We start from the raw sequence: 25,848 nt of genomic DNA on the forward strand, positions 1-25,848 counted from the left end.
CCATTTATAATTAAATCTTAATTGCTATGAGAAGTAACCTAGTTTACCCATTGCTGATCTATGGACTATTGTCTTTTTTTCAACAATCATTTGCGCAAACCAATACCAGGGCGACGGGAAAGGTAATAAGCAGTGACGGAGTTGCCATACCAGGGGCGACCATCGATGTCTTAAACACGAAATCCAATCAAAAGCAGACCTTCGGCTCCGATGATCAAGGGATGTTCAACCTGACCAATCTCTCAACGGATGGTACGTACAACATATACGTGCATCACGTCGGTTACCAGCGAGATTCTATCATGAATTTTGTGGCAAAACCCGGGCAAACCAATACTATATTAGTCCGTCTAGCAATAGATGATAATCAACTCGACGAAGTCGTCGTCATTGGCTATGGTACGGTGCAAAAGAAAGATCTTACGGGAGCGATATCGACCGTTGACGGTAAAGATATTGCCGTCCGCAAAACAACCCAGCTTTCACAAGCACTGCAAGGTTCCGTTCCAGGTGTTATGGTAACTAGGAATAACGGTGCCCCAGGTTCCACCGCCACTGTGCGCGTACGCGGTATTACAACAATTACCGATGCCGGCATCAATCCGTTGATTATTCTCGATGGCGTCCCTATTAGCAGCATCGACCAGGTAAATCCGAACGATGTTGAGAACGTAACTGTTCTGAAAGATGCGGCATCAGCATCTATTTACGGTGCTCGGGCAGCCGCAGGGGTAATACTGATCACTTCCAAGCGGGGTAAAGAAGGACAACTATCATTGGAATATAATACCGATATTGGCTTTGAAACGCCGACGGAACTTCCCGAGTATGTGGGAGCACAACGCTATCTACAACTCGTAAATGAACTGCGCTGGAATGATAATAACAACAATGATAATGAGTATCCTATATATGCCAAAGATATTGTTGACAATTACCTCAGCCTAAATCAAGAAAATGCGAACCAATACCCGATCACGGATTGGCAGAGCCTGCTTCTTGAAAAACGTGCTCCCCGCCAAAGCCACCAACTTGCTGTAACTGGATCTGGAAAACATTTACAAACCCGTTTCTCCTTAGGCTACGATGATACGGAGGCTCTTTATGTCGGCAGAAACTATGAACGATTGACATCACGGATCAACAACAATGTCCACGTAAACGACTATCTTTCAGCCGTAATAGACCTTAATTTTAAGCGAACAACCGACAATCGTCCTTCAATAGATCCGATGTACAGATTGGGGATCACCGCTCCGATATATGCTGGACTATGGGACGATGGCCGTATTGCTTCTGGTAAAGACGGTGACAATGTATACGGCATGCTCCATGAAGGAGGAGAAACAAAGTATCAGTATAACCAGCTTGGCGGTAAGTTCGGTGTGGATCTTAAACCTGTCAGTGGCCTTACACTTAGTGGCGTCATCGCGCCGGTATTCAACTTCGACAAAACGAAAACATTCAAGACGAAGGTACCCTATACTGCTTGGGATAACCCAGATGAACGGATTGGTTACCTGAATGGATATAACGCAACCAAACTTACCGAACAGAGAGTCGAAAGTTACCAGTATACAACACAATTCCTCGCAAATTACTTGAAGAGCTTCGATAAGCACAACATCAACGTACTCGGAGGCTATGAGTTCTTTTATTACTTCAATGAAGATCTAAATGCCTCTCGAGATCAATACGAATTAAGTGGATATCCCTATCTGGATATTGGCCCGTTAGAGTTTAGAGATAATGGAGGTAGCGCCTACGAGAACGCCTACCGCTCCTACTTCGGACGCGCAATGTATAATTATGCCAATAAATACTTTCTCCAAGCGAACATCCGCTATGACGGATCCTCTCGTTTTGCCAAGGAGTACCGCTGGGGCGTCTTTCCTTCCATATCGGCCGGTTGGACAATATCTGAAGAAAATTTCGTAAAAGATATCCCGTGGTTAGATTTTCTGAAACTTCGTGCCTCATACGGAACACTCGGTAATGAACGGATCGGAAACTACCCTTACCAATCTTTAATACAGTTTTCCAATACAGCCCTATTCTATCAAGGGAACGAAGCTGTATCGGCCCAGTCCGCTGCACAATGGCAATATGCTATTCGCGATATCACCTGGGAGAAAACAGAATCCTATGATATCGGTCTGGATTTTGCCGGATTAAATAATCGCTTTAACGCAACATTCGACGTATATGAAAAGACAACCAGCGATATGCTACTGGCTTTACAGATTCCCACGTATATCGGCTTTGACAACCCCAATCAAAATACCGGAAAGATGAACACCAAAGGGTGGGAACTCGTATTAGGCTGGAAGGACAAAGTTGGAAAAGTCGATTACGGTGTATCATTTAACATTTCGAACTTCAAATCTGTCATGGGGGATCTTGGAGGTACCGAATTCTTGGGCGACCAAGTAAAAATGGAAGGAAGTGAATTTAACGAGTGGTACGGCTATCGCTCTGCAGGAATCTTCCAGACGGCTGAAGAAGTAGAAAATTCACCGGTGCTCAATGCCAATGTAAAGCCCGGAGATGTGAAATATCTAGACATCAGCGGCCCCGACGGAACACCAGATGGTATCATCTCTCCTGAATATGATCGCGTACACCTGGGCGGTTCCCTTCCCCAGTATCTGTACGGCGGACAGGTAAATGTAGGATATGCCGGACTATCTTTAAACGTTGTTATTCAAGGAGTTGGAAAACAAAACACGCGACAGACTCCCGACATGATTCAACCGTATCGTGAAAATTGGGGGAACTTTCTCTCAGTTCTTGATGGCAACGCCTGGAGTCATTATGGTACTGAAGAACAAAATCGTAATGCCAAATATCCCCGCTATTCCAATACCTCAGCGGGAAACAACTACGCCATGTCGGACTTTTGGATGATAAACGGCAAGTATTTTCGTTTGAAATCGGTGAACATACACTATGAGATCCCTCAGACTCTACTCACTAAAATAAAACTTAAAGGTCTGGGTTTTTCATTTACGGCGAACGACTTATTCACCGTCAATAAATTCCCAAAAGGATGGGATCCCGAGATGACCTCACTCACCTACCCTATTACAGCGACTTATTTATTCGGAATCAATGCTAAATTTTAATCAAGAACGTCATGAAAAGTAAATTTCTATATATATGTCTGAGCTTATCTTTGTTTTCTTGTCAGAAGCTAGATCTCAATCCCCTCTCTCAAGGCTCAAGTGAAACTTGGAATTCAAATGCCGAAGAACTCATCATGTCTTTGAACGATCTATACCGTGAAGATCTTTGGTTGAAAGACCTCGATGACTGGACCGACGATTGGATATACCGCGATGGGTTGACAGATATTACCAATGCGACCATCAATGGCCAAACGGGGTTTGTTAACACCAATTGGAAAAACACCTATAAAAACATATCGCGGGCAAACACTGTCCTAGAAAATATGGACCGTGTAATAGGCGTGCTACCCGAAGCGCAAATAGCGAGCTACACCGCTGAAGCGCGTTTTGTCCGCGCCTCCATGTATTCCTATCTATTGTCTCACTACCGCAACGTGGTTTACACAGACCGCACCCTTTCAATTGATGAAGCGGAAGCTATCGATCAATCTACTCCCGAGCAGGTCCTAATAAAAATATATGAGGACTACGACTTCGCAATAGCCAATCTAAAGGAGTCATACAGCTCCAATGAGCTTAAGCGTGCTACAAAAGGTGCCGCGCTGGCGATGAAAGCACGTATCGCGTTGTACATGGGTGATTATGAAACAGCGAAAACGGCTGCCAAAGCATGTATTGATCTCGGTCTCTATACTTTACACCCGCAGTACCGCGATCTATTTCTTTCAAAAACAAAACAATCTCCCGAATCGATATTCTTATTGCCCCGATCCATCACGCTGGGGGTGCCTCTTGGCGACAGACAGAACTATATACCGCGTAATAACGGAGGCTGGGCGGCAAAGGATCCTTCATGGGATCTGTTATATGCATTCTATTGTACAGATGGGCTTCCGGTGGACGAGTCACCGAGTTTCGATCCTAAGAATCCTTTTTTAAACAGGGATCCGCGTTGCGCAGCGACTATCGTTCCTTTTGACACACCGCATCTGGACCATATCTTCACTCCCCATCCGCTGGCACTAAAAACAACAAAGATATCGACAGGACAACAAGTAGCCAATAATGACAACCGAGCTGTCGCGCAGTATGCCTCATTTAATGGCTTGGTATGGAACAAGGGTGTTGATAACGACTGGTTGCAAAACTCTTGGCGAATCGAACCCGACAATGTTATTATTCGCTACGCCGATGTTTTATTAATATATGCTGAAGCGAAAATTGAACTGAATGAGATTGACGAATCCGTACTAGCCGCCATAAATCAGGTACGCGCTAGAGCATACAATGTGGACATTGGTTCTGCGGACTACCCCGCGGTAACCGAAACCGCGCAAGCATCTTTACGGAAAATACTTCGCGCCGAACGGCGCATGGAATTTGCGTTAGAAGGGCTTCGTTATATGGATATAATTCGCTGGAAGCTTGCCGAGAAAGTATTAAACAAACCCAACTACGGACTACTCGACCCTGCGGATCTCGTGGCCAAAGTCGTCAATACTGGCAAGTGGTTTCTCCCAGCCGCTCCTCCTGTAGACGAGGATGGCGTTGCCGACTTTTCCGGATTTTTCAGCCAAGGCTTAATCAAACAGATCTCCAGTAGAAAATTTGATGCAACAAAACAATATATATGGCCTATCCCTTCTACAGAGGTACTAACCAGTGGTCTAACGCAAAACCCAAACTATTAACATGCAAGTAGAAATGAAAATAAAAAATCTCTTTCTCGCTACCGCCCTTTTGACTGCGTTCAATGCCCATGGACAAAAAAACTACAGTGGTATTTACCCGCACCTAGCGATGTACAACAACGAAGGAGAGTGTGGTACGGGCGCTGTTGTACCATGGAACAATAAACTCTATGTTATTACATACGGACCACATCTTCCTTTAGGGTCTTCCGACAAACTCTATATCATCGACAGCGCTAGAAATTCCGTCACTTACTCCAAGAGCGTCGGAGGAACACCGGCCAACCGGATGATACATAAAGAATCAGGAAATATGTTTATCGGTCCTTACATTGTAAACGGTAAAGGAGATATAGACGTGATAGACCCAAAGGTCATGCCTGGCCGTCATACGGGAATGGCTCGTCATCTTACCGAACCAGAAGAGAAAGTATATTTCGCTACGATGGAAGAGGGGTTCTATGAATATGACCTTAACACTAAAAAAGTGACGGAGCTATATACCGATGTAAATTTAAAATCGCAGACATATCTTTCTAAACTTCCCAATCGCAAAGACAAACCCCAAAATTTCGCCGATTTATTCGGTGTGCATGGAAAAGGAGCCTACAGTGGTCAGGGTGTGCTGGTTTATTCAAACAATGGTGAATCTGGTGATCTAGCGCTAAAAAAATACGATATTCCGGCCGGCTCTCTGTCAGAGTGGGACGGGAAATCATGGAAACTTATACGTCGAAATCAATTCGTTGAAGTGACCGGTCCGGGTGGCATAAATGGAAATGCAAACAGCAACGATCCAATTTGGGCGACAGGCTGGGACCACAAGTCCGTGATTCTTGGCGTACGCCATCATAAAGACGGCTGGTCATTCTACAGACTGCCAAAAACTAGTCGCAGTTATGATGGCGCGCACGGATGGAACACCGAGTGGCCCCGGATACGCAGTATAGAAGACGGGACTTCCGACTTCTTGATGACGATGCATGGCATGTTTTGGAAATTCCCGATGGCATTCAGCGCCCAGAATAGTAAAGGAATACGGCCTCGATCTGCCTACCTGAAAGTAATTGGAGATTTCGCTCGTTGGAACAACATGTTGGTATTTGGCTGTGATGACTCGGCACAAAAAGAGTTTCTAAATAAACGCAAAATCAAAGGAAATCTGGAGGGAGCTGGTCAGTCCAACTCGAATCTTTGGTTCGTTTCGGACAACCTTCTTGATGAACTCGGACCGACAACGGCGGAAGGCGCAGTATGGATAAATGAGGACGTTTCCAAAGACCTCACCTCCGAGCCATTCCTACTTGCCGGATGGAACAAGCGTAATATTTGGCTCAAAAATCATGGAAGTTCTCCCGTGAAGTTCACTCTGGAAATAGATCAGCAGGGAACGGCAAACTGGACGCCCTATAAAACCATTGCTATCCCTGCTGGAGGGTCATTGCACGAAGCTATAGCCTCAAACATACAAGGTGAATGGATCCGTATAAAAGCAGACCAGCCAGGAACCTATAGCGCCCTATTTTCATACAGCGGGGACCGTCTGAGCCGAGACAATTCGCAGCTTTTCTCCCACATTGCGAATACCGATCAATCATCTTATCAGGGAGGATATCTATATGCCCTAGCAGACAACCAACGTAAAATGGGTATCCTCGCCGGAAATATTGACGACGGGAATTTTCAATCGGTGGGATATTATGAGCTTGATGCGAACATGACGCTAAAACCAGCCACAAATAAGAAGGCCCAAGAGACCATTGAAAAACACTTTAAAATTCCTGAAAAGATAGTCGAAATTACACCAAACTCTGTGTTAGTCGTTGATGATCTAGGACGCAGGTGGCGTTTTCCTAAAGGCGACAAGAAGCTTGACGCGATAACGGACAAGGGTTTAACAAGGCTCGCCCGTGAGGTGGTAACTGAACGTGATCTTATGAATCTTCACGGCACTTTTTATGAACTCCCGGCGGAGAACGCCGACGGATTCGCTAAAGTTCGTCCGATTGCCTCACATAATCTTGCTGTGCATGATTTTGCCTCTTTTCGTGGGCTTTTTATAATTTCTGGAATTTCCGTCAGCGGTAGCGGTGAGCATATTATTCGATCTAGTGACGGTAAAGCGGCAGTCTGGGCGGGTGCCATCGACGATCTATGGAAACTCGGAAAACCAAAAGGTTATGGTGGGCCGTGGGACAATACGCCGGTCAAAGCGAAGCAATATAGCGACCCCTATTTATTTGGTTTTTACGACCGCCGTAGTCTCAGCATCTCACACGATGCCAGCTCGACCGTTAACATTTCCATTCAGCTCGATCCCTCAGGAAACGGTGAATGGATTGATTACAAAAGCTTAGCAGTGGCCAAAGGGGAAAAACTTGAATTTAAGTTTCCGAACAACATCGAGGCTAGATGGGTTCGGTTTTCCAGCGATAAAGATTGCAAAGTAACAACACTACTACGCTATGATTAAATTTTCGTTATCGGCATTATTTCTTTTGATAAACTTATTTACACTTAAGGCGCAGTCTTGGTATTCTTTGACGAAAGAGGCTGATCCGGTAGTTATACATACGGTCAACGATACCTTAAGTTTTCCAATTTATCTGGTGCAAACTGAAAACGACAGCACATTATATTTCGGGACGCATCTAACGACGAATGTCTGTAACGACCAGGTATGTTTGCCAATAGAAGTGAATATTTTTTGGGACCTCCAGGGAAATTATCATCATATCAGCAAAGAGGAGAATGTCCGTTTCACGAAGTTTGACCATCAGTATTTTGATGACGCCGATTATCAGAAACTAAACGAAATACTTTTGGACAGCATGTCCCCTTTGCGGGACTACCAAGTCGAAGACCTTTTAGATAAAAACGCGCAAAAATACTCCTCCGAGGTAGACGCCGTAACCCGGCCCACTTCCCTCCTTTTTTCAAACGTCACTGTTCCTGGCGCGCTGTATACAGTATACACTTTATGGCATATTGTGAACGGACCAGTAAAACAAGAGCTTTATGCCTATTTGAACAATCAATATCGTGCAAGGAATTGGCAGCAATATTTCGCTGAATCCCAGAAACCTGGTTATCAGGAGTATTTCCTTAAACATCTCGATAAGAAAGAATATAAACAGTATACAAGACAGGTAATTGCGTTGCTCTACGCCGAAGATGATTTCATTCCGCATTATGCCATAGACGTGTTAGAAAGCAGCGGCGCGATGGGTAATCCCTTGCAATACAACGCTATCCTACAGCAGCTCGACAAATTGAAACCTCATGTAATAACAGAATTTATAAACTCACTCTCTGCTCCGGATGATCAATCAAAAATCATCCTAAAAAGTTTTCAACAGAACCCAAAAGCAAATGCGAAGCAGAAAGAATTAATTACAAAAATTTTAAATTATGAAGAACAATAGAAGAGACTTTTTAAAAGCAATCGGTATTGGGTCCGGGGCCCTGTTAGTCGATCCAGTAATTGCTAACAATTTAGCAGAAAACCCTATCAACAAAGAAACACTAAGTGCTTCAGAATCTGTATTTGCTATACGTAATATGGAAACGGACTATTTAGTTGCCGGTGGAGGCATGGCTGGATATTGTAATGCCATGGCGGCGGCACGGAACGGTCTGAAGGTCATTTTGATACAAAACCGTTCACGATTGGGGGGAAATGCGAGTTCGGAAATTAGGATGCATATTTGCGGGGCCTCAGCTTTGCGACAGGTGTGGCGTGAAACGGGTCTACTGGAAGAAGTTATGCTCACGGAAGCATACATCAACCCACAACGCTGTTGGGAGATGTTAGACTTCGTCATGTATGATAAGGTGGTTACCAATCCCAATATAACACTGCTGTTTGACACCATGCTTTACAACACCAAAAGTAGTGGTAGTAAAATACAAGAAGTACAAGCATACTGTTCGGCTACCGAAGAGATATACAATATCAAGGCCAAGTACTTCGCGGATTGTACTGGAGACGGCACGCTGGCAGCTCTTGCCGGAGCTGACTTCATGCGCGGACGCGAAGCTAAATCAGAATACAATGAGCCATTAGGATTAGAAACACCTGACGACATTACCATGGGCAATAGCCTCCTGTTTCAGGCGCAGCCTCATGATAAACCGATGCCTTTCAAAGCACCAGAGTGGGCAAGAAAATATGAATTTGCCGACTTTAAACACAGAAAGATACATTCATGGGAATATGGATACTGGTGGATAGAGCTTGGTGGTCTGGAAAACATCGTGCATGATGGCCAAAAAATTCGCCATGATTTAATGGCCGTAGTCTTCGGGGTTTGGGACTACATCAAGAATTCCGGCAACCATCCTGAATCCGCGAATTGGGCTTTGTCATGGTATGGTGCTATTCAAGGAAAACGGGAGAGCCGACGGATCACCGGTGATTACGTATTAACACAAAATGACATTCTAAAACAAGAAAACTTTGATGACCGTGTTGCATATGGGGGCTGGCCATTGGACGATCACCTTCCAGCAGGTATGGACGACACGTCGTTAAGCCCGTTTCGGTCTATCCCCCTAAAGGGTCCCTATTCTATCCCTTTACGTTCGCTATACAGTAAGTCACATGAGAACCTCGTGATGGCTGGTCGGAATATTTCGGTCACTCATGTTGCTTTGTCTACAACACGCGTGATGGCAACCTGCGCCACTCTTGGGCAAGCTATCGGAACAGCTGTAGCATTTTGCGTCAAAGAAGGACTCACCCCGCGAAAGCTTGTACAAAATAAAACCAAGCTACAAGAGTATCAGCAGCTTCTGCTACGACAAGATCAGGCTATTCTTAAAGTAAAGAATGACGATAAATCTGATCTAGCCCGTAAAGCAAAAATAAGCGCATCATCCGAGCTCGCAGGATACGAAGCGGTAAAAGTTATTGACGGATACAATCGCGATGTTGAAGATAACGATAGTCACCAGTGGCGCGCAAGTCTCGCATCAGGAGCGCAGCATATAGAGCTTAGTTGGAATGGAGCCCAATCGCTTAATTGTGTTGAATTTACTTTCGACACCGGATTGAATCGACATCTGCGGCTCTCCGGAGAGAACAGCACGATGAAAAACCAGAAAAGGGGACCTCAGCCAGAAACTCTTAAAGAATACACATTAGAACTATATAATGGCAATTCAATCGTGAAAAAAGTTGACGTAACGGACAATATTTTAAGAAAAGTGACACACAACTTCGACAGCGTAATGGCTGATAAAGTGAGGTTAGTTGCTAAAAAAGCCCACGAGGACGAAAACGCACGTGTTTTTGAAATTCGATGCTACGGCTAATATATAACTCATCAAAAATAGTTATCTTGATGGATCGTTTTATAATACTATAGAACGATCCATATTTTATAAACTGCTACCAAAAAACATTATGATCGATTTAAACGGAGTCAATGCCCTTACTTTGATATTTAGCTCTTTGCTAATATTTGCCATTGCATACCGATTTTATGGGATATTTATAGCGAATAAAGTGCTTCGACTGAATTCCAAAATCGCCACGCCCGCCGTAGAATTTGCTGACGGACAGGACTACGTAAAAACGGACAAAAAAGTACTCTTTGGGCATCATTTTGCGGCGATAGCAGCAGCAGGACCACTTGTAGGGCCTGTACTTGCCGCCCAATTTGGGTACCTCCCTGGAGCTCTTTGGATTTTAATCGGGTGTGTATTGGGTGGCGGCGTACACGATATGATTGTTTTATTTGCATCCGTAAGACATAAAGGTGTTAGTCTAGCGACGATCGCCTCTAAGGAGATTTCAAAGCCTATTGGAACCATAACAGGTATAGCTGTTTTATTCATTCTTATTTTAACGCTTGCCGGTTTATCCTTGGCCTGTATTTCAGCGATGCACGAAGCCCCCTGGTCACTTTTTACTATAATCCTAACCATGCCCATTGCTATAATTATGGGTTTAATTATCCGCTACCGAAAAAACGCTGTTACATTCGCAAGTATCCTAGGTGGCGTGTTATTAATCCTTGCGATCATTTCGGGTGACTATCTCATGAAGATTCCTTATCTGGCCAATATGTTTAGTTGGGATATTGGCACCATATCTATTTCAATTGCTGTATACGGCTTCTTGGCTTCCGTCCTCCCTATTTGGTTTCTACTTGTCCCTCGCGACTATCTTTCAACCTACTTAAAAATAGGCACAATACTAATGCTAACTATAGGGATCATCTTCGTAGCGCCTACCATTCAGATGCCCGCACTTACAAATTTCATCCACGGTGGAGGTCCAATAATTGGAGGCCCCGTGCTGCCGTTTATTTTTATTGTTATCGCTTGCGGTGCGATCTCTGGATTTCATGCTATTATAGCTACTGGTACCACCCCTAAGATGTTAGGCGATGAGCGCGAAATACTTTTTGTCGGTTATGGCGCAATGTTGGTAGAAGGGTTTGTAGCGCTAATGGCACTTATTGCTGCCTGCACCTTGATGCCGGGAGATTACTTTGCCATCAATACACCGGCTGATGTATATAAAGATTTTCTTGCTGCATATCCGCATCTCCATGCCGTGGATCTCCAACATTTTAGTGATCAAATAGGTGTCGACTTACACGGACGGACCGGAGGCGCTGTTTCGTTAGCTGTGGGTATGGCTCATATATTCAACAATGTCCCTTTTATGGATAACGTGATGGCATATTGGTACAATTTCGCTATTATGTTTGAGGCTGTATTTATCCTCACCGCAATCGACGCTGGAACACGTGTTGGACGTTTTTTTTTACAAGAAATGTTAGGATCGGCTATACCTGCTTTTAAAGACAAAAACTGGTGGCCAGGGATCATCCTGTGTAGTGCGATTTTCACGTTTTCTTGGGGCTATCTAGTATACACAGGGAATGTGAGCAGCATCTGGCCTTTATTTGGAATATCAAATCAGCTACTTGCAGCCTGCGGGCTTATTGTCTGTACAACCATGCTCATACGTATGAATAGAAAAGGCTATGCCCTTTGCTCGGCGATACCCGGCGTATTTATGGCATTCATAACATTCTGGGCAGGCTACCTTCAGATAACGGACCTGTATATTCCAAATGAGCAATATCTCTTAGCAACTTTAGCAGGTATTGCCATGCTGTTGATGGCTATCGTATTCGTTGGTACATTTATTCGCTGGTTTCATTTATTCAAAAAAACCGACCTCAAAGTAGATATTTATGGTGAGGAAGTTAAAGAACTCGTGGAACGATGAAAGACGATTGATTGGGGTCGCGAGCGGCTCTCTAAAGCAATTATTGCCAATTCGGCCCGTCCAGCCAATTTGACGGGAAACCGATTGCTGCAGGATCAATGAAATTTAACTCATTAAATAAGATTCACAGTAAACAATAATATTTATGAATTGTTGAAAGATTACTAACATCTATTTAATTAAATATTTATTAGAATCAAGATATTATATTCCATGAAAAACGCCACAATAACTCCTTTTGAAATTGAAATTGATAGAGAACATATAAACGATATACAAACTAAGGTTAAAAAATATAACTGGCAAGATTTCCCGAAAAGAAATGGTTGGCAAGATGGTGTCGGCTATGATGATTTATTAAAACTAGTGAATTTTTGGAATACGCATTATAACTGGCATGACGTTCAGGAAAAATTAAATTTATTGCCTAACTATAAATTCAAAAGTGAAAATTATACGATTCATTTTTTGCACTTTAAAACTAACAATTCAAAGCCACCAATACTTTTACTTCATGGTTGGCCAGGTTCTTATCTTGAATTTGAGAATCTAATGAATAAATTAGCAGCAGATGGACACGACGTCATAGTTCCATCTCTGCCGGGTTTTGCATTTTCAAGTCCATTAGATGAAATAATTGGACCAAAAAGAATTAGCAGCTTGTTTAATAGTTTAATGAATGAATTATTTGGGGAAACAAAATATATAATACAAGGAGGAGATTGGGGTTCTCATATTGCATCTTGGATGGCATATTTATATCCTGACAATATCCTTGGTATACATCTTAACATGGTGGGAATTATTTCTGAGGACAACGAGCCAAAAAACATAAATGATAAATTATTTATGGAAAACAGGAATAGAAGATTATATGATGAACAAGGGTATAATCATCAACAAGAAACTAGACCACAGACTTTGGGCGTAGCATTATACGACAGTCCTGTTGGAACAGCTGCATGGATTTTAGAAAAATTTGGAAAATGGGCCGACTTATCCTTGACTAAGGAAGGAAGCCCAGATATATGGTCAAAATTTGATGAAACTCAAATTTTAACTAATATAATGCTATATCTAGTAACAAATACTACTGTAACTTCAATTTGGATATACCGCGGGATGTATTTAGAAGAATCTAATAAATTACCTTTAAAAGCATACGTAAAAGTACCCACTGCGATTGCAGCATTTCCTGACCCTGTATTCGCTCCAACTCCTAGATCAATTGTTGAATACAATTATAATGTTATCCATTGGAGTACAATGGATAAAGGTGGCCATTTTGCTGCACTCGAAGAACCCGAAGTATTATATTTAGATTTTAAAAAATTTATTAACAACATAGTTTGAGTATGTTAGTATACTACTGACAAACTTCCTCCATCTACAATATAATTTGCAGTTATCAGATAAGGAGCCTCGTCAGGAACTAAATAATTTACTAATAATGCAATTTGCTGTTTCAATCGCTAAGCTTCCAAACTATCAAACCTTAGAAAGATAAGCTTCTTGTTTTCGGCTACTCTTATTTTTTGATTGTTCCTGCGGTCTTTCGTTAAATTCTTTCAAACGTTTCAGGACAACTAGGCTGACAACTCCTAAGAACAAAAACAAAAAATCAACGACGAACAAATCCCATTTCCCACTCGAGGCACTCACCCACAACCAATTACCTGTGACAATGCCATTTGCGACCGGGACAAAAAGCGAAAAGATTCCGCCCAACAACAATGTTTCTCGGTTCGTACGATTGAGATTTCGCCGAATTATATAATAAAGCGAGAGAATCCACCAAAGATGAAAGAATACGCGATAGATGAATTGCTGATTAACATCTGGATATACTTTTATCGCAATAAAAGTGACAGCCGTGACAGGAAGCATCGTCAGGCATATTGCTAAAAATACATTTGCTGTCCAGAAATTGAACTTCCGTTTTCTGGGAATTACATTATTTTTATCCCGCGCAACAAGCCAAATAAGAATTCCCGATATGATGACTAAGCAGCCCATTACACCCAGCGCAAAGTAAATGATTTTCACCGGGTAGCCACCAAAATCACCAAAATGTAAACGGTAAATTAAGCTCCTTACGCCATCTATATACGATACGTCCGAGAACGGTGATTTCTCTTCAAGAATTTTTCCGTCCTTGACCTGCATCGCGAAAACCCCTGACCCTGCAAAACTCTTATCGTACTTCGGATCGGTTACCGCAACCACATACATATTTTCATCTCCATAATTTTGGATACTCACCCTTTTTAGTGTACTCTCTGGCCACTTTTGTTGTACATTGTCCAAAAATGCTCCTAGATCGAAGTCTTTTTCTAACGGTTTGTAGCTATAAGAGAGCGGGTAAGTATTTGCATTATCGAGGTCCTGGTAAACTTTATCCATGTCTCCCTCGTAAAGGAACTTGCCGAAGGGCACCAGCAGCGCTGAGTTGATAATCAAGATTACGCCGGTTACTGCAAAGATAAATTGATAAGGGAAACCAATAACACCGAGCGCCGTGTGCATATCGGTCCACACCGTTTTCCATTTACTAAATGGCCTAAACACAAAGAAGTTCGATACAATTTTATCCCAGTGTAATAATAGACCGGTAATTAGCGCGAAAAGGAAAATAAACGATGTTATACCTGCTACAAGGTATCCGAAAGGGGCAAATCCTACACGAATAGGCACCTCATTAAGCTGCGCAAGGAAATGGAGACGGTACAAAAACTCTCCCATATCGTAATCCGAAGAATAGTCGCCCGATTGCATACGTAGAAAATCGTGACTGAAATATTTCGTATCTCCAACACCCCTCCGTCCCCGGCCTCGTCTGCTACCTCCTTCTACGTCTTTCAGCGCCGCTAAGTTTTCTTTATTGGTGACCGAGTCGTGGGAAGCGCTAAAGTTGACGTAGCCTTTCAGGCCACCTTGCTGAAGATAAAATATAATATCTCGGCCATGCAGATTGTACCCAGTTTGACTTATCGAATCTAATAGGTGCGTATAATTTGCTGTCTGTAACGGCTGTTGATGATAGCTCGTATTACTCTGCCAAGCGGTAATCTCCTTTTTAAAAAACGAGAACGAACCCGCAAAAAAAATCACATAGAGTATAGCGCAGATAATGATACCGCTAATCGTATGCGTATTAAAGTATATATTGTAATTCCTGATATTCATCTTTAAGTATCTTAACGAATTAGCATTGGAAGGTAAAATACAAACGCCACGAACAAATACACCCCCCATATTTTCCAACCGTTTTTTGAAAGGAAGGCTATTAGAAGTAGTATTGCCCAAAGGATATAACCTGTGAACCCTGCCGTCACAATAACATTTTTGTTTTCAAAGAAAAGGGTCATCAGTATATGAAAAGTGAACATCACTAGATAACCGCCGATAAAACCTGCAGTAATTTTTAAAAACCGCTGAAACGGACTACTCAAATACTTTTTATTCGCTGGCATATTAGACGGGTGTTACGTAGGAGTACAACAATTCGAGAAACCCACTTATCAAGAAAACTATAACAATGTGCTTCCCTTTAAGAAAATGATACGGATCGAGCAATACCACTAAACAAAGCGTACCCATCATGTAGACAATCCATCCAAAAATACCGGCTCCAATACCATGAAGCAGACAACAGGCAACAAGACCGACTATAAGAATTGCGAAAGCCGCGCGACGTAGCACATTTGGCTTTGCAGCTAACCGCTCAAGCCAAGCTGGCCGATTCTTGAATTTCACCTTCGTACTGGAGTGATAAAAAAAATAAGAAGCAAATAGAATACTGCCTAACAACAATGTATACATAGCTTAAAGTGTAATAGATAAGCCGTATAGAGAATCCGAAATCTATGGAACATCTGCCGGCTTACCTTAATATTTAACAATACGTTATTAATCTAAATGCTCAATAGCCGTAAGCGTACCACCTTCAACTTTTAACCCTTGTGTGGCCGTTGCGGAGTTCGCATCAATTTTATACACATAGCCAATACCGGAAGTTAGGTTCACACCAATGTAGCCAGTATTCCCATCAGCTGGCGTATAATTATTTGAAGTAATTTCTTTTATACTGCCTATTTCTGGCATCCCACTAACTTTCGTATAACTTTGGGTCGTCACATCTAGGATCCCGACGATATTCCCTACGCTCCAAAGGTTTTTATCTGCTTTGGTATTGGAGAAAACGATAAACTTGTTGTTCCCAAGGTACGTCCAGTCAGTAACATTCAATCCGCCGGAAATCTCTTCAAAATTAATAAGGAACGACTGATCAAATTCTGATGTTCCTGCTTTAATGCGAGTCACTGAAGAAGGCTTCGTTCCGTTAAATTCTCCGCTCCCGTCTGACGTTGCAATTGCTGAAGAAAAAGCGTACACATCACCGTTTTCTGTGACGCTAAGACCGTCGGTAAAATAACGTCCAATAAAACTAGTCCGGTCGTCCTCGATCACTTTATCAAGGGTCATTTCTGGGTAATTAAATACCGCGACCCAAGCTTGATCCGGGTAATCGGTTCCAAACGTAGCCTGGCAACAACCTTTCACCGAGAAGAATGGGGCATATACTTTATCACCCACCTGAGTCAGCCAGCTAAAAAATGCTAGCTCTCCATTATCCGCAAGCTCAGCGGTATTAATGCTCCCTTGAGCACCAATAGTTAGTGAATTGGTGTTAAACTGATACCAAGTTGCTGTGGGGTTAGTGATACCTCTAGATATTTTCGTCATTAAGATATCGTCATTCACAGGCGTAAATGCTTGTACTGTCTCAGTTACGGTGTTTGCAAGCTTGTTTAACGACCCATTTTGAATATCATACACGGTAATTGCGCCTGGATTACCCTGCCCGTATAGCATGCTAAAGAACTTGTTATTATGGGTGACATAGTAACGGAAGGAACCATCTTGTTCGACCCCATTCCCTTGTGTAGAGATAGAGCCTTCATCAAGGCTATTAGTAGTAAGTAGATAATCGGCAACAGCCGTTTCAGCAACAGGCGTCACTGTTAGAATAAAGTTACCTTTATTTGCCGGGTTTCCCGAGTCCCCGTCGGAGTTCTTATCGCAAGCAGATAATGAAGCAACAACTGCCGCAGAGAGTAATAATTTTTTAAAATTCATGATATTCGTTTTGTTTATTTTTTGTTGATATAATAACGTAAGTTGAGATAAAAAGCTCTGCCGGGTCGTTGTAAACTAAAGTTATCGTAGAGACGATCGTTAGTAACATTACGTGCTTCTAAACCGATGTTATAGCGTCCGTCCGCTAATGCAAATAATATATTTACATCATGACTCAGTTGACTAGGTATACCATTTTTGATATTTCCTCTGCTCGGCCAGTACAGGTAAAAGTCATGTATATATTGCATATTGTAACCTACGCTTAACGCATTATTTTTACCCGCCAAATCATCGAATCGGACTTGTACATCTGCATTCCCGAATAAATACGGGATATTAGGCATTTGGTCTTTGTATACGGGGCTAATCCCAGTATATCCGACTTCAATTTGCTGCATATTTTGGAGATATTGATATGTCCAACTAGTCCCCGCATTTAACCATGTTCCGTAATGATAACGCAGATCAAGGTCCCCACCGACAGTTCTGACACCATCGCGATTATCCGCGATGTATTTGCTTTGGTTTTGGTTGAGACGTTGATAGATGAAATCTTTAGCGTAACGGTATAATACACCCGCAGTGATGTCAAGGTCTTGCATCTCATCAATAGGGATATTGTAACTCATTCCAAGGTTAAAGTTGTTACTACGTTCCGGCTTCAAACTAGGATTGGAATCTTGATTTTCTACATCGCCAAATATCTCGTATGGGGTTGCCATACGGTTCGTTAGCTCGTATGACCCTTTAACTTGTAATCTAGGTGAAAGGAAATATGTCCCCGCAGTTCCCCATCCTAAACGATTGGAGATGCTACTCGCATCGTCTCCATTCTGATTATTTTGACTCAAGAACTTTCCGAACACAGAAATACTCCATAGGTCAGATACTTGATATTGATATCCTAACCCCAATACATTTTTCCGGGATATTTTCGCTCGCTCGTAGTCATTATTTAAGGGATTTAACGGATCCTCTCCTTTACGATTGAAGGTATTGAATACATTATTCACCGTGATCGTTTGATTTTCGCCAATAGAATAATTAAAATTAGCAGTTACCAACCCTTCATTGTTACGATATTTATACATGGTCTTAGCGCCGCGCTCGCCCGAGGTCGCAGGAAGCTCCGCTCCAGTGTCCCCAAACCAGTCATAGCGCCGATTAACGGTATCTATATTTTGTTCCGTCCCTAGGTTAAAATTGGCGTTAAGTGTTACATCAAGACCTTCAACCAAGTTTTCTTTGCTATATTTCAAAGTTGGCATCACAAGATTACCGCGGCGATGCCACCCTCCGAATACGGACTCCATACGTGCTCCTGTTTGGATTTCCTTGTAATTTTGTCCTAATGTTATTCCGAATAATAGCCGATCCGCATACGGCTTATCAACTACGCCGAGGCTGGCAATAATGGTTTCGTTATGGTATGTGTCATGAAATCTAGGAACTTCAATAGATTTACTGTAGTTCTCTAAACGATTATTATGAGGCTCTAAATACACCCTATAGTTATTATCCGAATAATTCTGATAAGCGTTTAATTGAAAGGTGAATCCTTTTTTGGTGGTTGCCGCAGCATTCACCACTGTGCGATGGGTATTAAATGATCCGTAGGAATACGATACATCCACGTAATTCCGGCTTCTACTCCCAGTCACAATATTGATTGCTCCGCCCAGAGCATCTGAGCCCAGCCATATGGGTACGACACCTTTATAAACCTCTATCCGCTCGGCAAGATTAACAGGGATATTATTGATCTGGAATGAGCTCCCCATATTATCCATGGGGATGCCATCGATAAAAAACCGAACATGATTTCCTGAGAATCCGTTCAACGAAAGGTTCATGTTGGAACCCAGACCCCCTGTTTCACGAACACGAACACCAGAAACTCGGTCCAATGCATCGGAAAGATTAAGCGTCGTATTATGAAGTTTGGTCGCGTCAATCGCACTTACAGTGAAAGCTTGTCTATTAATTTCTTGAACTTTGGTAAGACCCGTAACCTGAACTTCCTCGATATCTCGCTGCTGTTGCACTAAACCGATGTCAAACTTATTAACACCTTGATTTAAAGCGACCTCTTGACTAAAGACATTATAGCCAACCATTTTGACAGATACCTTGACTTTGGATTTATCAATTTTTTCTGTGTGATAAACTCCATCTGTGCCAGCAAACACCGGCTGGCCATCCACCTGAACCACGGCGGACGCAATCGGTTCATTGTTGTTTCCAAGGACTGTGCCTTCTAGTATATATTGCTGGGCATATCCCAATTGGCATACCACGAAAAACAGGGCTACCAACAGGACACATTTTGAATTGTTAAACATGGTATTGATTAGATATTTCTTTTAGTCTACGTACAGGGCTGTTGTTGTTGCTCTCCAAACATTCTTGATGGTCTTTCCAAACCAATCGCCGGCCTGCTCATCTGTTTTGGATACCTCGACTAGATACTTCCCTTTTACGGGAGCTTGGAAAGTAATTTTACCTTGAGCATCAGTTGTTAAAGATTTTGTCCAGCCCTCTGGTGCTGCAACCTCGACCGCAACCTCTGCGAGCGGTTTGCCGTTTTGGGAAATTATCGCTTGTACCTGATCACCTACGTTGTAATTTCCGGTAGCGTTTGTCTCGATCATAATAGGTATTTCTAATGCAGATTTGCTTGGAGCACCTACAATCACCTGCGCTAAAGTAGAAAATTCAAAAGCGGTCGTTTCATAAGGATCTTTTGTTGGATGAACAATAACTAACGAATAAGTACCGTCGCCCGCAGGTGTAAATTCACTTGAAAAGTGATCTTCATGGGCCGTTTTGGTTAATTCAACCGGTTTAGCATTGGGAGCTACTAGAAGTAATTTGAACTCCTTTACATCGGAATACCATTTGTCGACGGGATCAATAGCAGCATGCGCATATTCTCCGTAGTAAACACGTACTTGTTGAGCCTCTCCGCTCTTACCAGAAGACGCCGTTTCTATCCATAAGGCATGGGAGTAACCGAATTTTACGCACATAAGCGCAATCAAAAGCAAAATAGATTTGATAGTTTTCATTAAAAATAGATTAAGTAATTTTTTGTACTGGAAGAATTTGCTTGAAACGACCTAGGATTTAGCAAATACCCGTCGCTATGAACGCGTCTGTCGCTAGGATTGTTAAAATAGATAAGGTTGATTCGCATCATTCTTCTTCAAATTCTTTTTTTCATAACTCAAAATATTTGAGCTACGAGTGGAAGGACCCGAAGAAGTTAAATTGGACAAATGGAGATTGCCCAATTTTTCCTAACTTGCGTGTCCTTCCGTACTTGCAGTGCCGGAGGCTCTGAGAGAATTTCTCCCAGATGATCTGAAAGCAGTTACAGCTGATTTCAGATTTGCGTCGTGCGAAGTTTCCCGCTTCTGCACGGCGCTCTTTTTGGGTTTTAAGGCCCGTTGAACTATTTGTTTTATTTAGACTAAATATAAACTACTCCGCAAATGTAAGGATTATCTGATAGGGTCAAAATTTTTTTTGAACTTTTTTCTATAGTCATCCGATAGGAAATCAGAAAATTCCACTATTCTTCCAGATGCCTAATTATTGTAGGGGTACGAAACTTAAAGTAAAGGTCAATTTCCAAGCCGGTATGGGAGAAAGCAGAATAGGCTAAAATTGGACACCCAGAACTATTGGGAAATAAAACTAGACAAGGATGAAACATGAGCAGAATCTCTAAACGAGCGGATACGAAAACATCTAGCTTCTCGGTCTGTTGCTCGCTCCCCACCTTTAGGTGTCAAGCATGTAATTAAAATTATTGTCCATCTCCCACAAAGGTCCAAATGTTTCGTGCTTCGTTTTCGAACGTATCATCTTCGAATCGGTAAATATCAGGTCCTTTAGTCCGCTCTGCTTGACCTCGGTTATATTGGAAAAGTTCGTAGTCTACTGACAAGCTATCCCCATAATCGCGAATAGTTAAGAAGGCAAACTCACTGAAACTTGAAGCTCCGCTTGGTCTTAAATAACAGTTCTGGTCGAGCACCGTCTCCGCAACTTTGTCCCCGGGGAAGTAGTCTCGAATTAAAGCCTTATGTTGCTCGGAACCTTGTTTACCTAGCTTTAGTGCGGAAGTAAGTCCACAGTTTTCTCCATCGCAATCCGATCCGCCCATAGCAGAATAAAATGCGGCCAAGGCCCTTATATGCTCCGGTAAATTGGCGGCAAGCGTGTCGTCGATGGTTCCAGGAATCTGTGCTGCAGGGATGATTAATGGATAACTGACCATTTGAATAATAGTATCTGAATCTTCGGCACTGTCTTGGATTAGGGCGGTTTGACTCGTGTCACTGTTATCTTCAGCTCCATTTCTCGTGGAATTATTACAGGAGCAAATCCCCAAAAAGACTCCTAATACAATAACAATCTCCAATATCTTATACGCCGTTGTTTTCATAACGAATCAACACATTAACAATTAAATAGTTTGTGTAACGCAACAATAAATGAATTTAATTGTTACGTAGTCGTTGCGACATAGGTTCCGAGGAACATATAATCCGCTTAACTTCTTTGACAACGAAATTTACATAAAATCTACAAATCCACTAGATATTTTTAAACAATACTCTACTAATCTACTAGAATAACTGTACATTTGTGCTTTAGAAAAAAATATACTTGCAAAATGACGCACAATATCAAACTAAACTGTCGAATGTATTTAGGGGGTAAATCTAGGAAATAACTACCCCCGATAACCTTTAACGTTTCTAAAAACGCTATTTAACTACATCTTAACCATATTTTTTTACGCATGAACACAGCACACTATTTCGCTCTAGTGGCAACCGCTTTTACCCTCAGTACCGGACAAATCTATGCCCAAACACCTGTTAAGGGAAAAGTATTAGACCAAAACGGCGAACCAATTATCGGGGCAAGTATCATCGATAACAATACCAATTTACAAACCCAAACAGCGGCAGACGGCAGTTTTACGCTTTCCATAAAAGCAGAAAACCCGTCTATTACCATTCGCTATATCGGATTTGAAGACACCATTATAACGGACATATCGGATGGGAATATCACCGTACGCCTCACCCCTTCTTTCTCGGAGCTTACAGAAGTCGTCGTAACCGCGCTTGGTATATCCCGGGAGAAAAAGGCATTAGGCTACGCCGTTCAAGAAGTGAAAGGATCCGAACTCAATACCCGTCCAACAAACGCGTTGAGCGCGTTGTCGGGAAAAGTATCGGGGATGCAAGTCGTTAGCTCGGGCGGTAATATGGGCGGATCAACACGTGTGACGCTACGCGGAATAAACTCCATTGCGAGTAACAACCAACCTCTTTACGTAGTAGACGGAACACCGATCGATAATACCGACCTGAACTCAGAAACCACCATAATGGGTAGCTCTGGTAAAGATGTCGGGAATGTCATTCAAGACATCAATCCAGACGACATTGAAAACATATCTGTCCTCAAAGGTCCTTCCGCCGCCGCACTTTACGGTTCCCGCGCGGCAAACGGGGTAATACTCATCACTACTAAACGCGCTGCAAAGGGTGAAAATGTACAAATCACCTTGAATACAGGGCTCGATTTTGAGAACATAACACGCCTTCCAAAACAGCAGAAACTATACGGACAGGGGTACTCAACAGAGTTCCAAACCGCTACCATTGACGGAAACGATTATAAAGTCGTTGACTATGCTTCCGATGAAAGCTGGGGCCCTCGACTCGACGGAACCCCTGTATTACAATGGTATAACCTGAATCCTGAAGACGCTGCCAACTATCTTAAACCCAGCCCGTGGGTCGCTCCCGAAAACGATGTGAGGTATTTTTTCCGCACTGGTCTTGCAAACACAAACAACCTTGCAATTACGGGTAGCTCTGGGAACACAACATACCGATTGTCCTATACAAACAAAAATGTGCGAGGAACAACGCCGAATTCCACACTCGGCCGTAACAGTTTAAATTTCGCCGGTAGCACGCAGCTGGGAAAAATAAAGATTAACTCGAATATCAATTATGTGCGTAACTCCTCCGTCGGGAAACCATGGACAGGTGCTACTAATCGCGGTATAATGCTTTCCGCATTCCAGTGGGGGGCAAACCAGGTTGATTACAAAATTCTGGAAAATTATAAACGCGCGGACGGCACCCCTTTGGCTTGGAACCGTACAGGTTGGGAGAACACTCCAGCCTCCGAAGCGACACGCTTCATAGACAACCCATACTGGGCGGCATATGAAAGTTATCTAGAAGATCAGCGTGACCGTTTTTACGGGAACATAGGCGTAGAGTATCAGGCGACAGATTGGCTTACCTTAAACGCCAAAGTCCACGGAGACATCTACAACTACAGTTCTAGAGATCGCATTGCCGTATACTCTAGAAGTACCTCACAATACGAAGAGCAGGGTAACCAGCTTAACGAATACAATTATGAATTCTTGGCTAATGCAAAGAAGAATTGGGGCGACTTTTCTTTAAACGCCCTGTTTGGTGCGAATATTCGCGATCAGAAGCGTGAGGTCGATTACGCAATCACTCAAGGAGGGCTTATCATTCCTAATTATTATAATCTGAAGAATGCAGCGTCGGTAAAAATCGAGAATAACCGCTATCATAAACGTGTAGCCTCTGTATATGCGAGTGCTTCCCTAGGCTATAAAGACTATCTCTATTTGGACGGTACATTACGTAACGACTGGTCGTCAACCCTCCCGACGGACAATTACTCTTATTTATATCCATCGGTGACCGGTAGTTTTGTCTTCTCAGAGCTCGAACCATTAAAAGACCTTAGCTGGCTGTCTTTTGCTAAAGTCCGTTTGGGATGGGCTCAGGTTGGTAATGACACAGATCCATATCAGTTAGCAAAAGTTTATGAAGCTCAGCAAGCATTCTCCGGTGTTCCATCTTACACTCGCCCAGATGAACTTGCCAACGCTTTCCTCGAACCTGAAATAACAACATCTTGGGAGACAGGATTAAACGTACAGCTTTTCAATAGCCGGTTAGGATTTGACTTCACCTACTACAATAATAACTCCCGCAACCAAATACTTTCCGTACCGGTTTCTTCCGCTTTCGGGTACGAATCCAAAATCTTAAACGCCGGGCTAATAAACAACAAGGGTATTGAAATCACGCTGAATGCTTCGCCAATACGTAAAGAGAATTTCCAGTGGAACTCTTCTATCAATTGGGCACGTAATATTAACAAAGTTGTCGAGCTTCATGAACAAGCAAACACCTTCACACTTAGTGACGGTCTAGTGAATCTTGTCGCACGTGAAGGAGAAGAGTATGGTCAGTTCCTAGGCCATGATTTTGTATATTCTGAAGACGGAAGACGTGTAATAGGCCAAGATGGCACCTACATGAAGACTTCTCAATTCGTCCCTCTAGGGTCTATTCTCCCAAAATTCATTTTCGGATTTCAGAACACATTTAACTACAAGAATTTCTCTTTTGGGTTCCTGATCGATGGACGAGTAGGTGGAAACTTCTTTTCGCAGACCTACAAAGTCGGCATGTATTCAGGTATCTTAGATAAAACGGCGGACAACAACATCCGTGAAACAGGTGTTGTTCTTGACGGTGTCAAAGGCGACGTTACTTTCAACGCTGACGGAAGCTATACCGTAGCTAATCCGACAGAAAATGATACTCGTATTACCGCGCAGCAATGGGCTCGCAACGAATACAGTGGACCGACCACGTTCTCAATTTTTGATGCCACCTACGTAAAACTTCGGGAACTATCATTTGGTTACAATTTCGATCTAAAAAACACCAAGACCATCAAAAACGTCGGCGTATCGTTATACGGGCGTAACCTTTGGAATATATACACCAAAAGCAAGTACATCGACCCTGAAGTAACCTCCAGCAGTGGCAATGTACAAGGAATCGAAGGCGGTAACATTCCAACACCTGTTACTTATGGTTTCAATGTCAACGTTAAATTTTAATAATGATGAAAGTATTTAAGACAATATATACCCCCCTACTTTTAGCAGCACTATTTCTGGCCTTTGCCGGATGTTCGAAAGATAGATTTGAAGAAATAAACACCGATCCAAATCGCCCCGAAACAGTGTCCACACCGTACATATTAGTGACTGCGCAGAAGCAGATCATGGATGCCTTGCGGAGCGAGTCGATCAATTTGCGTGGAGCGCAACTATATGCGCAGTATTTCAGTCAGCATATTTATACTGATCAATCGCGTTACCTGGTAACACCAGAGTACGCCGACCAGTATTGGACAGATACATACAAGGCATTAAACAACCTCAATGAGATTATCCTTCTGAATACGGATGAGGAAACCAAAGCTATCGTAACAGCTGGAGCGGCGGGAAGTAACGCCAACCAGATTGCCATTGCGCGAATTCTAAAATCATATGCGTTTCATAGTCTTAGCGATGTCTTTGGAGATATTCCCTATCAGTCTTACGGTAACGATGATCCAGAGTTCCAAGCTCTTTCTCAAAAAGAAGAGATTCTCTCTCCCGCTTATGCAACCCAGGAGAAAATATACAAAGATATCTTGAACGAGCTTAAACAAGCGGCCGACACACTAATAAAATATCAAAGTGAAAAAACATTTG

16 protein-coding genes are annotated in these 25,848 nt (G+C 42.6%); 9 read left to right on the forward strand and 7 right to left on the reverse strand.

The window, feature by feature from the left end; all coding sequences use genetic code 11:
- Window positions 1-26 precede the first annotated feature (26 nt).
- The 7 genes from HP439_RS04050 (at window position 27) to HP439_RS04080 (ending at window position 13,421) form a co-directional block, all read left to right on the forward strand.
- Window positions 27-3,125, forward strand: a complete 3,099-nt coding sequence (locus HP439_RS04050) for a SusC/RagA family TonB-linked outer membrane protein (protein WP_172389067.1) — start codon at window positions 27-29, stop codon at window positions 3,123-3,125.
- A gap of 11 nt (window positions 3,126-3,136) precedes the next feature.
- A complete protein-coding gene (locus HP439_RS04055) occupies window positions 3,137-4,819 on the forward strand; it encodes a RagB/SusD family nutrient uptake outer membrane protein (RefSeq protein WP_172389068.1) in 1,683 nt (560 codons plus the stop codon).
- A 13-nt stretch (window positions 4,820-4,832) separates the two neighbouring features.
- On the forward strand, window positions 4,833-7,292 hold the full coding sequence (locus HP439_RS04060; protein ID WP_216657760.1) for a hypothetical protein: 2,460 nt from the start codon (window positions 4,833-4,835) through the stop codon (window positions 7,290-7,292).
- Complete coding sequence (locus tag HP439_RS04065; RefSeq protein WP_172389070.1) at window positions 7,285-8,244, forward strand: hypothetical protein; 960 nt, start codon at window positions 7,285-7,287, stop codon at window positions 8,242-8,244. Before HP439_RS04060 ends, HP439_RS04065 begins: the two co-directional genes overlap by 8 nt.
- A complete protein-coding gene (locus HP439_RS04070) occupies window positions 8,231-10,135 on the forward strand; it encodes an FAD-dependent oxidoreductase (RefSeq protein ID WP_172389071.1) in 1,905 nt (634 codons plus the stop codon). Before HP439_RS04065 ends, HP439_RS04070 begins: the two co-directional genes overlap by 14 nt.
- A gap of 91 nt (window positions 10,136-10,226) precedes the next feature.
- Window positions 10,227-12,068 carry a carbon starvation CstA family protein gene (locus HP439_RS04075; protein ID WP_172389072.1) on the forward strand — a complete coding sequence of 614 codons (1,842 nt, stop codon included), beginning with the start codon at window positions 10,227-10,229 and terminating at the stop codon, window positions 12,066-12,068.
- A 213-nt stretch (window positions 12,069-12,281) separates the two neighbouring features.
- Window positions 12,282-13,421 carry an epoxide hydrolase family protein gene (locus HP439_RS04080; protein WP_172389073.1) on the forward strand — a complete coding sequence of 380 codons (1,140 nt, stop codon included), beginning with the start codon at window positions 12,282-12,284 and terminating at the stop codon, window positions 13,419-13,421.
- Window positions 13,422-13,556: 135 nt separating this feature from the next.
- Here HP439_RS04080 and HP439_RS04085 read toward each other — a convergent pair whose 3' ends face one another.
- The 7 genes from HP439_RS04085 to HP439_RS04115 form a co-directional block, all read right to left on the reverse strand.
- Window positions 13,557-15,254 (reverse strand): PepSY-associated TM helix domain-containing protein, encoded by a 1,698-nt coding sequence (locus tag HP439_RS04085; protein ID WP_172389074.1) that lies wholly within the window; start codon window positions 15,252-15,254, stop codon window positions 13,557-13,559.
- An 11-nt stretch (window positions 15,255-15,265) separates the two neighbouring features.
- Window positions 15,266-15,541 carry a hypothetical protein gene (locus HP439_RS04090; RefSeq protein WP_172389075.1) on the reverse strand — a complete coding sequence of 92 codons (276 nt, stop codon included), beginning with the start codon at window positions 15,539-15,541 and terminating at the stop codon, window positions 15,266-15,268.
- 1 nt (window position 15,542) lies between these two features.
- Window positions 15,543-15,890, reverse strand: a complete 348-nt coding sequence (locus HP439_RS04095; protein ID WP_172389076.1) for a hypothetical protein — start codon at window positions 15,888-15,890, stop codon at window positions 15,543-15,545.
- 87 nt (window positions 15,891-15,977) lie between these two features.
- Complete coding sequence (locus HP439_RS04100; protein WP_172389077.1) at window positions 15,978-17,207, reverse strand: DUF4374 domain-containing protein; 1,230 nt, start codon at window positions 17,205-17,207, stop codon at window positions 15,978-15,980.
- A 14-nt stretch (window positions 17,208-17,221) separates the two neighbouring features.
- Window positions 17,222-19,552: a TonB-dependent receptor plug domain-containing protein gene (locus HP439_RS04105; protein ID WP_172389078.1), complete on the reverse strand. Its 2,331-nt coding sequence runs from the start codon at window positions 19,550-19,552 to the stop codon at window positions 17,222-17,224.
- A gap of 21 nt (window positions 19,553-19,573) precedes the next feature.
- The gene (locus HP439_RS04110) at window positions 19,574-20,278 is read right to left on the reverse strand and encodes a DUF4198 domain-containing protein (RefSeq protein ID WP_172389079.1); all 705 of its coding nucleotides are present in this window, start codon (window positions 20,276-20,278) and stop codon (window positions 19,574-19,576) included.
- A 743-nt stretch (window positions 20,279-21,021) separates the two neighbouring features.
- The gene (locus HP439_RS04115) at window positions 21,022-21,663 is read right to left on the reverse strand and encodes a hypothetical protein (RefSeq protein WP_172389080.1); all 642 of its coding nucleotides are present in this window, start codon (window positions 21,661-21,663) and stop codon (window positions 21,022-21,024) included.
- A 360-nt stretch (window positions 21,664-22,023) separates the two neighbouring features.
- Here HP439_RS04115 and HP439_RS04120 point away from each other — a divergent pair, with 360 nt between their 5' ends.
- Together HP439_RS04120 and HP439_RS04125 are read left to right on the forward strand one after the other, a co-directional pair.
- Entirely contained in the window at window positions 22,024-25,206 is a 3,183-nt protein-coding gene (locus HP439_RS04120; RefSeq protein WP_172389081.1) for a SusC/RagA family TonB-linked outer membrane protein, read from the forward strand.
- 2 nt (window positions 25,207-25,208) lie between these two features.
- Window positions 25,209-25,848: SusD/RagB family nutrient-binding outer membrane lipoprotein (locus HP439_RS04125; RefSeq protein ID WP_246229218.1), on the forward strand; the 640-nt coding region annotated here is incomplete at its 3' end.

This window comes from Sphingobacterium shayense (assembly GCF_013179575.1).
Classification (GTDB): Bacteria; Bacteroidota; Bacteroidia; order Sphingobacteriales; family Sphingobacteriaceae; genus Sphingobacterium; species Sphingobacterium shayense.